Origin of the sequence: Pseudoalteromonas qingdaonensis (assembly GCF_038739665.1) — a bacterium.
In the GTDB taxonomy this organism is placed as follows: domain Bacteria; phylum Pseudomonadota; class Gammaproteobacteria; order Enterobacterales; family Alteromonadaceae; genus Pseudoalteromonas; species Pseudoalteromonas qingdaonensis.
The window spans coordinates 47,422-61,735 of sequence record NZ_JBCGCU010000014.1 but is presented as its reverse complement, the minus strand read 5'-3'; the positions used below and the strand labels follow the sequence as shown (position 1 = coordinate 61,735).

Sequence of the window (14,314 nt, the reverse complement as noted above, 5' to 3'; positions counted from 1 at the left end):
TGACTAAAAAGCCTTATACCAATTCTGTTAAGTATGTGATCAGAGATAGCGCTGGATAAATGATATGATAACAAGGCGGAATTTTTCTTATGTAGTTATTCTACATCGAAAAATTCCAACACAGTGAGCATGATATTTAGCCCGCTAGAATGATTAGCTATTTAAGTGAATTGGTATTACGCAATTCCCCTTGAATCCAAAGTTTTTTCAATGGCGCGGTACCGAATTCATAGCTTAATTGCGATGGATGCTCAATATCCCATAAGGCGATGTCGGCACGCATATTAGCAGCTAGCTGACCACGGTCATTCAGACCCAGAGCCTTGGCGGCATATCGCGTTACTCCCAGCAGACTTTGCCCCGGCGTTAAGCGGAACAAGGTGCAGGCCATATTCATCATTAATTGCAGCGAACACAGGGGCGAAGTGCCTGGGTTAAAGTCGGTAGCTATGGCAATAGGCACTTCATAGCGCTGCAATAGCTCGATAGGCGGGTACTTGGTTTCACGCAGGTAGTAAAAGGCACCTGGCAATAACACGGCAACCATGTCTGCATCCTTCATCGCCTTCACACCGGCTTCATCCAAGTGCTCCAGGTGATCCGCTGACAGCGCCTGATAACGCGCTGCCAAGGCTGTGCCATGCATATTAGATAACTGCTCGGCGTGCAGCTTCACATTAAAGCCTAGCTCTTTGGCACGCTTAAATACGCGCTCGGTTTGCGCCTGATTAAAACCGACATTTTCACAAAATACGTCAACCGCGGTGGCCAGTTTTTGCTGTGCTACCGCCGGCAGCATCTGCTCGCATACTAGGTCGATATAACCATCGGCATCGCCCTTGTACTCAGGTGGCAACGCATGGGCACCCAAGAAGGTGCTTTCGATATGCACTGGGTGGTGCTCCTGAAGCAGCGCCGCCACTTCCAGCAACTTAATTTCGGTAGCTAAATCCAGACCATAGCCCGACTTGGTTTCCACCGTAGTAACACCTTCGCGCATCAACGCATCAAGACGCTGCTTGGCCTTAATAAATAGTTCTTCGGGCTCGGCCGCACGCGTGGCGCGTACCGTGGTAGCAATGCCACCGCCTTGTTGAGCGATGCTTTCGTAGCTTTCGCCCTGCAAACGACGCTCAAACTCCTGCGAGCGATTTCCACCGAAGATAATATGGGTGTGACAGTCAACCAGTCCAGGCGTCAGCCAGGCGCCGCCAGCGGAGTACACAGGTAAGGACAACAGGTCCACTTGTGGCATCTCAGCCATGGGTCCCAACCAAGCGATTTTATCGCCGCTTAGCAATACTGCGCCGTTTTCGATAATACCGTAGTCATCATTTTCTGATGCAACCATAGTCGCGATATTGGCATCAATAATAACCTGATCAATTTGCATGCGGTTCTCCAAAATTAGCCTTACTTGTCTGGGGCAGAAAATATGCGCCATGTTACACAGCGCCCGTGGGCAGCGCAAAATTTATAGACGCGACATAAAGCCTGCGTTTGCCAAGAGTGTTAAGTTAATTGTGCACTTGCCTAGCGCTTTCCTTTACACCTTAGATTTCACAGCTGTAGGTAAAGCCCAGGTTCTCAATAGCACTGCCGTCGATTACCCGCGCCACCGCCTTTTCGCCGCTAAACTGTGGCATTTCGCTGCCTAAACGCAGGCAATGCCCACGGTAGTAATCCTGTTTTGATGGGTGGCTTGGGTGTACTAGATTATAAATGGGCTGCGCTTGTGGATAGTGCTGAATCAAGATCAGAATGCCGGCTATTACATCATCGCGATGCACCATATTGACTACATCCTCAGCATGAGAGGATAAGGTTTTACCGGCAACAAAACGCCCCGGCTCACGATTAGGCCCAACCAGGCCGCCTAAGCGCAGCACCTTGGCCTCGGCAGCCAAGACCGTTTGTTCCGCCTGAGCAAGACGTTGTTGCCGCGCCGTTGCTAAACTCAAAGCACTGCGCTCATCGTACTGACCGCTTAGTTGATCATAAATCCCGGTACTGGAGCACAGCACAAAGCCTTTACCATTGAGCTGCTTATACAAAGACAAGGCACTATCTAGGCTTTGTTGATAATTACTGGGTTGGCGCCGGGCGCCTGGGCTCATGGCGCATACCCAATAAGCGTCAGTGAGCGAAACATTGTGTACCAAGGTGCCGTCATCTTGCAGTGCAAACTGACGCTCATGAGCTTGGAGCCCCTGCTTTCTGTGTGTAGCCTCTACCTGCCAGCCCTGCGCCAGAGCTGTTTGTGCCAAGGCCTCACCGAGCCAGCCGGCGCCGATTATCACAAGTTTCTTATCCATTTATTGCCACCATTTGCTGCAGGAGCCAAGCTCTGCAGCACATCTGAATAGGGTTTAAGTACATCATACTATTGCCGCCACAAAGCGAACAAGCGCTGCAATTATTGCTGCAGATCAACAAGCAGCAAGGAACTTTTATTTACACTGTCTATTATCAACCAAAGTGGATATGCGTCGTGATCAAACAAGTGCAATGGCAAAGCCAGCTAATCAACAAATACAATGTCTCAGGGCCAAGATACACCTCTTACCCAACGGCTTTACAGCTGGAGTCCGGAGCCAATACACAAACCCTGGTGCGGGCTCTAGAGCAGTGCCCAAGCGGTGGGCTGTCCTTGTATATTCATATCCCCTTCTGCCATCAGCTGTGCTACTACTGCGGCTGTAATAAGGTGGTCACCCGCCATCAGCATAAGGCCGACCTGTATCTGGATTATCTTGAAAAAGAAATGGCGTTACTCAGCACGCATTGTCGGCACCTGGAGGTGCAACAACTGCATTTAGGCGGCGGTACACCCACCTTCTTAGATAAAGCACAAATGGCCCGCTTGATGGCAATGCTGGAGCAACACTTTACGTTTTCCGTCGACGGCGAGCGAAGCATAGAAGTTGACCCGAGGGATCTCGCCCTTGAGCGGATCGATGAATTACAGCAACTGGGGTTCAATCGCATTTCCTTCGGAGTTCAGGATTTCAATGATGAGGTGCAACTGGCGGTCAACCGCCCGCAATGTGCCAATGAGGTCGAGGCTTTGGTGCGCCGCGCCAAAGAGGTGGGCTTCAATTCGGTTAATGTAGATATGATCTATGGCCTGCCGCTGCAAACCCCCGAGTCATTTGCCATCTCCATCGAGCGCTTATTGGCTATCGGCCCAGATCGGGTGTCGGTATTTAACTATGCGCACCTACCAAGCCGTTTTGCCGCCCAGCGTAAGATTAAAGATGCCGACTTGCCCGATGCCGCGGCCAAGCTGACCATGTTTAAGCAAACCCTGGAGCGCATGATAGCGGCAAATTATCAGTTTATCGGTATGGATCACTTCGCCAAAAAGGATGATGAACTGGCCATTGCCCAGCGCGAGGGGCATCTGCATCGCAACTTCCAGGGCTATACCCTAGGTGGCGACCTGCCCTTGCTCGGCCTTGGAGTGTCGGCCATTTCGCAATTACACGGGCATATCATCCAAAATCAAAAGGAGCTGAAAAACTACTATGAGGCTTTAGAGCAAAACCAGCTCAGCGCCTGCAAGGAAATCCGTTTAACGGACGAAGACGAGTTAAGGGCGGCGGTGATCAAGCAGTTAATCTGTCACTTTGAGCTGGATATGGCAGCATTTTCCAAGCGCTATGAGTTCGACTTTAAAGAGCATTTTGCCGCTGAATTAGCGCAACTAAAGGGCTTTATCGACGATGATATGCTAACGATCGAGGACGATATTATCAGCATCAACGCCTCCGGCGTGCTCTTTATTCGCATCATCTGTATGTGCTTCGATGCCTACCTGCAAAGCCAGATCAACCAGCAGCGTTTCTCTCGGGTTATCTGAAAACGACAGACAACAAAAAGCCGCCAACAGGCGGCTTTTTTTGTGGATATACATGCCGGTTAGGCGTAAATAGCTAGGGTCTGTTTATCTTTGCGGTTTACTTTATGTTCAATCTAAACGCATTCTGATGAATATAATCACTAATTTATGTGGTCAAATTCATCCATGAAGCTTGGTTACATCGCGCATCCATGCGCTCACCTCGCTAAGCTGCGAAGCATTGCTTCGGTCTTGCTCGCCTATGTTCATAGCGAGCAACACAGAGCAGGATGCGTTTAGATGAACCCGTAGGGCAGCGTTTGTAGCGCATTTCTACTGTGTTGTTACATGTTCATGTAGAATAACTACACCACACATGTGCCGCCTTGTATAAATACACTACAAACTGCTGCAGAAACGAACAACAAAGGTCAACAGACCCTACATAAATACGTGTTTGCTATTTGGGTCTGCATCAAAATCCATGACCAGCTTTTCGCTATCGGCCAGGATCTGCTCTTCCAGCTCCTGCTCTTTACGCCAGCGGGCACTGTCCTGCTTAAAGATTTCTTTTTTCGAGTACTTCTTGCGGGCCTCATGAGTCGGCAAGTCTTTAACCGCCTCATACATGGCAAACACCCCCGGATACTCCGCTTCCAGATCCGCTTCCTGCGCCTTGCTGTGTTGGCTCATCAACACCCATACTCGCAAGCAACCCTCGGAATATTCGCATTGCCCCTCTTTCATCGCCTTGGCGATCAGGTTAATGCTATCGCTCAGCTTGGCGTTACGGGCAGCACGTTTTTTTGCATATTCGGCCTGCTGTTTTTCCAAGCGCTGGTTTTGCTCACGCACCTGCCACAATAAGCGACCTGCATAAAATGCCAGGGCGGCAATGATCAAGGCGCCAAAAATTAGAGCTATGATCCAGGGGCCACTCATTTTTCGTCCTCGTCATCGAGCCATTCATCGGCCAGAGAGTCATTCATATAATCATCAAGCAAGTCTTCATCATCCTCGAAGTCATCATCATCCAAACCGAGGATTTCACATAGCTGCTGATGACGCTCAACCTTGGCATTAAAGTACTTGGCATCTTTACCTTGCAAGATCTCGCCGTTATCGTGACGGTCGATCAAGGCCAGCAAGCGTTCATCGGACTCCAACTGCTCCAATTCTTGCTCAGGCGTTAACTCCGGCTCTTTGTAGGTGCTAAGTACCGCTTGCGGCTTAAGGTCTTTACGTACCTGCGGCTTTTGCGGCTGCGCCGATGCGACCTCAGGAGTCAGGCTTACCGGCTTTTTACTGCCAACACGATTATCACCGCTGGCACTGCCCTTAGCCTCTGTGCTTTCCACCTTCAGCAGCTGGGAGTTACGGTTACCCGCCTGGGCACCCTTGGTCTTTTTCTTAGCGCGCAGCTCTTTTAGCGCACGAAGCTCTCTTAATTTGTCTTTACTTAAGCGCGCGGTGCCATTGTTAATGACTTTGCGTGACTTTTTCTTTCTGGTCATAGCATTCTCTAGCTTGCGGGCTTTGTTAAAAAGATGACATCGGCCGCGATAAATTCAAGGGTTAATCCAAAACGCTCAGCAATATAAGCAAAGGTTTCTTTGCTATAAAAGGCAATATGCGTTGGATCATTTTTGTAATGCCAGGTGGCAAAGCGTTGTACATCGATCACCAACTTTGTCATTAACGCTAACGTCCCACCTGGACGTAATAATTCTAGCCACAAGTGCAACTGCTGCTGCGGTTGTGCCAGATGCTCGATCACTTCGGTACTACAAACGAAGTCATAGCGAGCCTGCAATACCTCTTGTTGAGGCTGGTAGTACAGATCATATAAGGCTACTGTGTGCCCCTGCTCTTGTAGCATGCTTGCCAACAGGGGCGCTGGGCCACAGCCAAAATCCAAACCTGAACTGGCCGTCGACAAACGCTCATTTAAGGGCGTAAAAATCCGTGTCAGAAAACGACGATAACCTTCATCATTGAGGTCATTCTCGTGCTGATCATAGATGGCTTTTTCATCCGCTGCACTGAGGTGCTCAGGCGCAGCCACAAACACTAAGGCGCAACTGGCACATTGCCAATAGTCGCGTACTTTATCTTGATGATAATGGCTGATTTGCGCACTGTTGCACAAGGGGCAGGAGATCGCTTTCATGGTGCGCATTGTATCAGGACAAATAAAAAGGCGGTAGAGCAAAACTCTACCGCCGGATAACTCGAGCGCCAACTAATCTTGGACACTTCTCCCTTCGACTTTTTTATCAGTCTGTATTTATTATTTTTATTATTACTTTCCGTATTGTTGTTATTTTTCTTCCGTGTGGTGCTTTATTTTTCTCGGTCTTCCTAACTCTTTCTATTTCTTCCTTGTGGTGCATCTATTGATGCTCCCCTAGCGAACTAGTTTGTCGCGCTTCCTATGCTCTTTTCCCTGTTGTAATTCTTTGTTGCGACAGCAGATAATTTACTGACTCATAAATTAGTTACAACTAATTTATAACCTTTTTATTAAAAAACACTAATTCAGTTATAACTAATGCTAGCATTTTCATTAAGTTAGCATTAATTAACCATTAAAATTGAGCAATAACTCACATGCAAACATGGTCAATGTCTTACACGAAAGTAGGAAATATCCTTAGGTTAGATTACCCACAAAAAAAGCAGCTAATGCTGCTTTTTTAAATACTTAACTAATGCTTAGTGTAGACCACCAAGATATTTAGAAAGTACTTCAATATCTTTGTCAGTTAGCTTCATCGCGATATCACGCATCATGCCGTTGTGGTCATTAGCACGAACGCCGCTGCGGAACTTTTCAAGCTGACCCTTGATGTACTCAGGGTGCTGGAATGACACCTTAGGGAAACCAGCTAGTGAGGTGCCGTTACCACGAGGACCGTGACAAGCCGCACAAGATGGAATACCACGCTCGGCATCACCGGCTTTATAAAGCTGTTGACCAGCTGCTACAACATCTTCAGGAGTCGAGCCTTCAGACATGTTTAATGACGCGAAATAAGCAGCCAAGTCTTTCATATCTTGGTCGTTTAGTGGCATAGCCATACCACTCATTACAGGATCCATACGACCCTCTTTGCCCCCAGAGGTCATGCCTACTTTGAATTCTTTCAATTGTTTGTAGATGTACTCGGCATGCTGACCCGCAATCTTAGGGTACATAGTAAGAGGCGCGTTACCATCTGGACCATGACAAGCAGCACAAGTTGCCGATTTGTCTTTACCAGCGTTAATATCGCCATCGAATGCCGCTGCGTTGTTTGCACTCAACACACCAACCAGCATAGTTAAAGATAAAACTAATTTCTTCATGGTAAATTCTCTGTTCCAGACCCTGTATTCAAATACAATCGTTTCGATGCAATGGCATTATTCTACACGATAAAAATTTCTCTGGCACGTTTTCTACCCATATTAAACTTATAAAAAGCGGGGTTTTAAGGAAAAAAATTGATGCAAACCGGATTTAAATCAATTTATCCTGCGCTTGTAGAGCCTTTAGGTTCACCCCAATCTGATATAAAATAGCCTTTAGATCAGTTTCGAGCCCCACTTCAGGAGTCAATGTGGCAAAATCACGTGTCAATTACACCCAAGCGCAATTCATCACCAGCGCTCCGGATATCACTAAGTTACCGGAAGATACTGGTATTGAAATCGCTTTTGCTGGGCGTTCTAACGCAGGAAAGTCTAGCTCGCTCAATACCCTGACCGAGCAAAAGTTGGCGCGTACCAGTAAAACTCCCGGCCGTACCCAGTTAATCAACGCCTTTGCTTTGGGCGAAGATCAGCGTTTGATCGACTTGCCCGGTTATGGTTTTGCCAAGGTACCGCTGGAAATGAAAAAGAAGTGGCAAAAATCTTTGGGTGAATACCTGCAAAAACGCCAAAGCCTTAAGGGCCTGGTGGTGCTGATGGATATTCGTCACCCTTTAAAAGATTTAGACAGACAGCTTATCGAGTGGGCCAGCGGCAGCGGTATTCCGGTGTTGGCACTGCTTACCAAGGCCGATAAATTCAAACAAGGCAAGCGTAACTCAGAAGTACTTAAGGTACGCCGAGAGCTTGCCGAGGTGTCTGAGTTAATCAAGGTGCATGCTTTTTCATCCCTTAAAGGCACAGGCCTGAACGAACTACAAAAACAGCTCGATGAGTGGTTTTTGGGCCCGGTTCAGGTTAAGCCGCCGAGCGAAAACGAAGCCGCTCCGGAATAAAGAATAAACTCCTGCTGCGTGGTCTCAATCAACTCTTGAGCCCACGCATAAAATACGGCCCGCGAAATCTTCGCCTCGACATTATGAGGCAACTGCAAATAAGGCACTTGCTGGCCTTGTGCATCCTGATGCAACACCAAAGGATGCGTTTGCCCAACAATAAATTCTCGGCCTATATTATCGCGGCAGATAAGCAGCGGATGATGTTTGTCATGCTCGGGCAACTCTTGCAGGCGCCAATCAACAATCAACAAAGGCGCATCGGCTACGCTGATGGCCATTTTTTCAACCGGCGTTTTTAAGTAATACTGACCCTGCTCACGGCACAGTACCTTGGCAAACAATTGCACCAGGGGCAGACGCTTAATAGCACTGCCTTGATGATGCCACACGCCGTCGGCACTGATATGAATATCAATGGCGCCGCAATGCTGCGGCTGCCACTGCTCCATTGGCGCGCTTTGCTGTTCTATTAAGCGCGATAAAGAAGCTAAGGGGTCGTTATTTTGACTCATGCAGGGTCAGCACGAAAGAAACGGGCACGGCGCGGGTGATGGAGTTCAACCCAGCCACTTTTTGCAACTCGTCAATGCCCGAGCTCAGGGCAAAATCCGCAGGCTTTACCAATACAGGTGCCATTGAGCTGACCTGGATATTATTGTTTTTATCCAGGCTGGCCAGCAGATCGATATTAACGGTTTGCGTTTTCCCATGCAGGCTGACGGTCGCATCCAGGTTGGCTTGCGCACTAGCTTGTTGCTTAAGCTCGGCCAAAAGCGCTTTAACATCCGCCTGCAAAGTTAATGCTGGAAATTCTACAGTGTTAAATAACATCTTCTGCATGCGCTCGTTGCGAATAGGGATCTGCGTTTCCACGCTGGCCAGGTCGATAGTTAAATTAAACTGACCGGCATCGCTCAACACTCCGGAAATCTGCTTAAAGTAATGATTTTCTGCTATTTGGTTATTCTTAACGGAAACAAAATTCACACGGCTTTGATCATTGGCCACCTGCCAATCGGCATGAGCCTGAGCACCAGCAAATAGAGTTGTGGTAATCAAAAGTGTACGAGTAATAGAATTAAACATAACGCAGTTCCTTAATTATCGGGATTAACCCTGAGTGTAATTCAGTTAACGACGAAAGTTAATATGGGAGGAAAAAGCCGGCTTACCTAATAGCAAGCCGGATATAGCAATCTGGGGAGAAGCTATCAATACGCTGTACCATCGCTAAGCGAGTGGCACATCATCAACAGGATGTCCTACAGGATGAGGACGCGCTGACTTTAACAAATCACCCCCTATAAATAAACGCCCCAACAGCCTTTGCGCGCATATTTAATTCCGTATAAACCAAAAAAAACTAAATATTATACAATTTTACAAAAGGTTAACCCTTGGGGAGTTTTTTCAATTAATTTGCGCAGATACCCAGCCAAAGCCGACTAAGTGAGGTTAAGTGAGGTTAAGTAAGCTAACTGAGCGAGAAAGAATAATACCAATTCTGTTAAGTATGTGATCAGAGATAGCGCTGGATAAATGATATGCTAACAAGGCGGAATTTTTCTTATGTAGTTATTCTACATAGAAAAATTTCAACACAGTGAGCATGATATTTAGCCCGCTAGAATGATTAGCTATTTAAGTGAATTGGTATAAGGGAGCCTATGCTCCCCTTTGATTTTCATTAATGTGCTTGTTGCCAGTTATCGCCGCTGTCGGCTTCGGCAATCAAGGGCACATCGAGCTTGGCAGCAGAAGCCATCAGGGTGCAGATCTGCTCGGTGTAGGCAGGCACATCCTGCTCCTTGATTTCAAACACCAGTTCATCGTGTACCTGCATCAGTATCTTAATGCTGTCCTTCGGCTGCTCTTTTACCCACTGATGCACGCTGATCATGGCTTTTTTGATGATATCGGCGGCAGTTCCCTGCATAGGCGCGTTGATCGCCGCACGCTCGGCGGCCTTACGGCGCGCTCCGTTACGGGCATTGATCTCCGGCAGATGCAAACGACGACCAAAGAGGGTTTCCACATAGCCCTTGTCGGCGGCGCTTTCGCGGGTGCGCTCCATATACTCTAAAACGCCGGGGAAGCGTTCAAAGTACTTATCCATATAGTGCTGAGCTTCGTGGCGCGGAATATCCAACTGACGGGCTAGGCCAAATGCCGACATACCGTAGATCAAACCAAAGTTAACGGCCTTAGCCTTACGACGCATATCACTGGTCACCTCGGCCAGTGGCACGGAGAAAACCTCACTGGCGGTGGCGCTGTGAACATCCAAGCCCTCGGCAAAGGCATTTAGCAGCCCCTTATCCTGAGACAAATGCGCCATAATGCGCAGCTCGATTTGCGAGTAGTCGGCAGCAACTATTTTATAACCTGGGCTGGCGACAAAGGCTTCGCGAATACGGCGCCCTTCTTCCGAACGAATAGGAATATTCTGCAAGTTAGGATCCGTCGAGCTTAAGCGCCCTGTGGCCGTAACCGCTTGATGATACGAGGTATGCACCCGCTTGGTTTTCTCATTGACCATCAGCGGCAGCTTGTCCGTGTAGGTGGACTTAAGCTTAGATAAACCGCGATGTTCGATGATCACTTTAGGCAAGGGATAATCGTGCGCCAGCTCCTGCAACACTTCTTCGGCGGTTGATGGCGCGCCCTTAGGCGTTTTCTTAATCACAGGCAGTTCAAGCTTTTCGAATAAGATGGCCTGAAGCTGCTTGGGAGAGCCCAGGTTAAACTCCTCACCAGCGATATCATAGGCTTCTTTTTCCAGCTCCTGTAAACGCTCACCTAAGCGCTGCGAGTGCTGTGCCAGCATCTGTGAGTCAATCACCACGCCGGTGCGTTCTATATCGGAAAGCACCTCGACTAAGGGTAATTCAATATCGCAAAACACCGACTTTAACTTGTCGTCGGCAGCAACCTTGGGCCATAAATGCTGATGCAAGCGCAGGGTAATATCTGCGTCTTCAGCGGCATAAGGAGCGGCATTTTCCAGCTCGATTTGATTAAAGGTCAGCTGCTTTTTGCCCTTGCCGGCAATGTCTTCAAAGCTGATATTCTTGTGGCCCAGGTATTTTAGCGCCAGCGAGTCCATATCGTGACGGGTACCAACGCTGTTAAATACATAAGACTCAAGCATGGTATCGAAAGCGATGCCGTTAAATTCAATGCCAGCATTGGCGAGTATGCTCTTATCATATTTAAGGTTTTGCCCAACCTTGGGCTTATTTTTGTCGCTTAGGATGGGTCCCAGCTTGGCCAGGATCAGCTCTAACGGCAGTTGCTCCGGCGCTCCCGGATAATCATGGCTGATAGGTAAATAGGCAGCCTCGCCCACTGCCACTGCAAAGCTCATACCCACAAGCTGCGCCTGCATATAGTCCACACTTGTGGTTTCGGTATCAAAGGCGATGAGCTCCGCATCTTGTAACTTCTTAATCCAGGTATCCAGCTGCGCTTCGGTCAGGATGGTTTCATAATGAGCGTCTGCTTTGGGTACTTCTTGCGCCTCGGTAGGAGCGTCCAGGTGAGTATCTGTATCCGTACCCTTATCCAGCAATTCAGCAAGCCAACGGCGGAATTCACATTCGCCATAAAGCTTAATCAGTGCATCCGTATCCGGTGCAAGCAACTTAAGATGATCTAAGTCTTCTTCCACCTCAACATCAAGCTTGATGGTCGCCAGCTCGTAGCTCAGTGGCAGTTGGCCAACGGCATTACGTAACTTTTCACCAATTTTGCCTTTGATCTCATCAGCATGATCGAGAACCCCTTGCAGAGAGTCGAATTGATCCAACCACTTCACCGCGGTTTTCGGACCACAACCTTCAACACCTGGGATGTTATCAACCTTATCTCCCATCAGCGCCAGGTAATCGATAATGCGCTCAGGGCCAACACCGAACTTCTCTTTCACCGAGTCGGGATCGGAAATACTGTTGTTCATAGTGTTGATCAGGGTGACATGCTCGTTCACCAACTGCGCCATGTCTTTATCGCCGGTAGAGATCAGCACGTGACGCTGCTGCTCGCTGGCGATGCGCGCATAGGTGCCGATAACATCATCGGCCTCTACGCCTTCAATGCTGATCAGCGGGAAACCCATGGCACGGATAATATCGTGCAAAGGGGCAATCTGAGTGCGCAGATCATCCGGCATAGGCGGACGATTCGCCTTGTATTCGCTGTACATATCGTTGCGGAAGGTTTTTCCCTTGGCATCAAACACCACCGCCATGTGCGATGGGTCATATTGCTTCACCAGACTTTTCAGCATGTTCACCACACCATAGATGGCGCCTGTGGCTTCGCCTTTGGAGTTGGTTAAATGCGGTGGCGCATGGTAGGCACGAAATAAATAGGAGGAACCGTCAACTAAGATAAGCGGATTTTCAGGGATTTGCGCCATTTTTCAGCACTCAATTAGGGTAATTGCTAATGAGTAAAGGATGCCATAAGGCGACTAAGAAAACGAGCAGCAATATAAGGCTAAACATCTTTACGCTGAGTTTTTAGATCTGATCTGGCCTATTTATAATCGAATGCTGACCACCCCCTTAAATGATCGGAGCAAAGCCGCTTAGCCAACGCCTGAGAAATGCACTATTAGGGCGCAGTTGCACCATGATAAGCTGTGGATAAGTTTGTAGATAAAAAGCACGAGAAAATATCCGAAGTCATAAAACTGACATCAGATTAAATTTAACTTTTTGTTTTTTAACGAAAAAAAGAAGAAACTCCGTATCTTATTTTCTTATTATTTTTTATATCCATTGTGGAAATCGATTATTCGAGGGTCGTTTTAGAGTAACCCTTCTAAATAACCAGCTAAGCATTCTAGCATAATGGATCAAAGATCCCAGCGATCCTTTATAACTTTTTTCTCTTAAGTTATCGTTCATAAAGCATAAATGAGCATTGACGGGAGCTGGCTTAGCTGGCTACCTTACTGTTTTAGTTATTTTCAGTTAGGAATTCAAAGTTATGACCAAGGTAGCGATCATCCTTAGCGGCTGTGGTGTATTTGATGGAGCCGAAATTCACGAGTCGGTATTAACCCTGCTTTATCTCGATCAAGCCGGAGCCCAGTACCAGTGTTTTGCTCCCAATATCAACCAGCATCATGTGCTTAACCACCTAACCGGCGAAGAGCAAGCGCAAACCCGTAACGTGCTTGAAGAAGCGGCACGTATTGCCCGCGGTGAGATCCTGGATCTAAAAGAACTGAATGTTGATGACTACGATGCCCTGGTGGTGCCCGGTGGCTTTGGCGCCGCTAAAAACCTTTGCGACTTTGCCTTAAAAGGCGTAAACAGCAGCCTGAACAGCGATGTTGAGCGTGTATGTAAGGCCTTCGCCGAACAGCATAAACCCGCCGCCTACTTATGTATTGCCCCGGCGCTTATTGCCCACATCTACCCCCAGGGTACCAAGGCGACCATAGGCAATGATGCCGATACCGCCTCCGCACTAAGCAAGCTAGGCGCTAAACACGTAGAATGCAGTGTCGATAACATAGTGGTTGATGAGCAAGCCAAGGTGGTGTCCACCCCAGCTTATATGCTGGCAGGGTCGATTAAAGAAGCGGCCAGCGGCATTGAAAAGGCAATCAATAAGTTGCTGAGCCTGGTTAAATAGCCGAACAAAAAACAAGCAACGGCAAGTTAAAATTTGCGCTAAAGCATAAAATGCCTACTTTTTAGCACATTAATAAAGGCTAGGCATTTTATAAATTGTTTGGCGAGGTTATAATTTGCCGATATTTCGTCACCCGGTCGTTTTGACCGCTAGCATCCGAATGAGCAAAGAAACATGAAGAAACTATCTGCCGCATTGTTATTGTTATCCACCGCTGTATACGCACAGCCTCAAGACAACGCTATGACCGAAGAAGCGATCAAGAAACGTCTTCAGCCTATTGGCGAGGTTTACCTAGCTGGTCAAACGGCTGCCGTTGATACCGCACCAGCCGGTCCGCGCAGTGGTGAACAAGTGTATCAGGCTTCATGTTTCGCATGTCACGGCTCGGGCGCACTAGGTGCACCAAAAACAGCGGCCGATTGGGAGCCTCGTCTAGCTAAGGGTGCCGACACTCTGCTTAACCATGCCATCAATGGTTTTAATGCCATGCCACCGCGCGGTACTTGCATGGATTGTTCTGATGATGAGATCCAAGCCGCTATCGACTTTATGGTTAAATAACAACCAG

13 protein-coding genes are annotated in these 14,314 nt (G+C 48.0%); 4 read left to right on the top strand and 9 right to left on the bottom strand.

Going from position 1 to position 14,314, the window contains the following annotated elements; translation table 11 throughout:
* Positions 1–157: 157 nt before the first annotated feature.
* Together hutI and WCN91_RS12280 are read right to left on the bottom strand one after the other, a co-directional pair.
* Positions 158–1,393, bottom strand: a complete 1,236-nt coding sequence (hutI, locus tag WCN91_RS12285; RefSeq protein ID WP_342679464.1) for an imidazolonepropionase — start codon at positions 1,391–1,393, stop codon at positions 158–160.
* A 160-nt stretch (positions 1,394–1,553) separates the two neighbouring features.
* Complete coding sequence (locus WCN91_RS12280; RefSeq protein ID WP_342679462.1) at positions 1,554–2,315, bottom strand: Rossmann-fold NAD(P)-binding domain-containing protein; 762 nt, start codon at positions 2,313–2,315, stop codon at positions 1,554–1,556.
* A 176-nt stretch (positions 2,316–2,491) separates the two neighbouring features.
* Here WCN91_RS12280 and hemN point away from each other — a divergent pair, with 176 nt between their 5' ends.
* Positions 2,492–3,862: an oxygen-independent coproporphyrinogen III oxidase gene (gene hemN, locus WCN91_RS12275; RefSeq protein ID WP_342679460.1), complete on the top strand. Its 1,371-nt coding sequence runs from the start codon at positions 2,492–2,494 to the stop codon at positions 3,860–3,862.
* 420 nt (positions 3,863–4,282) lie between these two features.
* Here the strand turns inward: hemN and WCN91_RS12270 are convergent, their stop codons facing one another.
* The 4 genes from WCN91_RS12270 to WCN91_RS12255 all read right to left on the bottom strand — a co-directional run bounded on the left by WCN91_RS12270 (position 4,283) and on the right by WCN91_RS12255 (position 7,189).
* Entirely contained in the window at positions 4,283–4,783 is a 501-nt protein-coding gene (locus tag WCN91_RS12270; protein ID WP_342679458.1) for a DUF2489 domain-containing protein, read from the bottom strand.
* Positions 4,780–5,355 carry a Der GTPase-activating protein YihI gene (gene yihI, locus WCN91_RS12265; RefSeq protein ID WP_342679456.1) on the bottom strand — a complete coding sequence of 192 codons (576 nt, stop codon included), beginning with the start codon at positions 5,353–5,355 and terminating at the stop codon, positions 4,780–4,782. Before yihI ends, WCN91_RS12270 begins: the two co-directional genes overlap by 4 nt.
* An 8-nt stretch (positions 5,356–5,363) precedes the next feature.
* Complete coding sequence (locus WCN91_RS12260) at positions 5,364–6,020, bottom strand: class I SAM-dependent methyltransferase (protein WP_425416037.1); 657 nt, start codon at positions 6,018–6,020, stop codon at positions 5,364–5,366.
* Between the two features lie 536 nt (positions 6,021–6,556).
* A complete protein-coding gene (locus WCN91_RS12255) occupies positions 6,557–7,189 on the bottom strand; it encodes a c-type cytochrome (RefSeq protein WP_342679452.1) in 633 nt (210 codons plus the stop codon).
* Between the two features lie 254 nt (positions 7,190–7,443).
* On the opposite strand from WCN91_RS12255, the gene yihA reads away from it, so the two are divergent.
* On the top strand, positions 7,444–8,091 hold the full coding sequence (yihA, locus tag WCN91_RS12250; protein ID WP_342679450.1) for a ribosome biogenesis GTP-binding protein YihA/YsxC: 648 nt from the start codon (positions 7,444–7,446) through the stop codon (positions 8,089–8,091).
* Here the strand turns inward: yihA and WCN91_RS12245 are convergent.
* The 3 genes from WCN91_RS12245 to polA all read right to left on the bottom strand — a co-directional run bounded on the left by WCN91_RS12245 (position 8,049) and on the right by polA (position 12,514).
* Positions 8,049–8,606: a DUF1285 domain-containing protein gene (locus WCN91_RS12245; protein WP_342679448.1), complete on the bottom strand. Its 558-nt coding sequence runs from the start codon at positions 8,604–8,606 to the stop codon at positions 8,049–8,051. The genes yihA and WCN91_RS12245 overlap by 43 nt on opposite strands.
* Positions 8,593–9,180, bottom strand: a complete 588-nt coding sequence (locus WCN91_RS12240; protein WP_342679446.1) for a YceI family protein — start codon at positions 9,178–9,180, stop codon at positions 8,593–8,595. The genes WCN91_RS12245 and WCN91_RS12240 overlap by 14 nt, the downstream gene beginning before the upstream one ends.
* Before the next feature lie 601 nt (positions 9,181–9,781).
* Positions 9,782–12,514, bottom strand: coding sequence for a DNA polymerase I (gene polA / locus WCN91_RS12235; protein ID WP_342679444.1), 2,733 nt, complete (start codon positions 12,512–12,514; stop codon positions 9,782–9,784).
* A gap of 575 nt (positions 12,515–13,089) precedes the next feature.
* Between polA and elbB the strand changes: the two genes are divergently transcribed.
* On the top strand, positions 13,090–13,743 hold the full coding sequence (elbB, locus tag WCN91_RS12230; RefSeq protein WP_342679442.1) for an isoprenoid biosynthesis glyoxalase ElbB: 654 nt from the start codon (positions 13,090–13,092) through the stop codon (positions 13,741–13,743).
* A gap of 174 nt (positions 13,744–13,917) precedes the next feature.
* Entirely contained in the window at positions 13,918–14,307 is a 390-nt protein-coding gene (locus WCN91_RS12225) for a c-type cytochrome (protein WP_342679440.1), read from the top strand.
* Positions 14,308–14,314 lie beyond the last annotated feature (7 nt).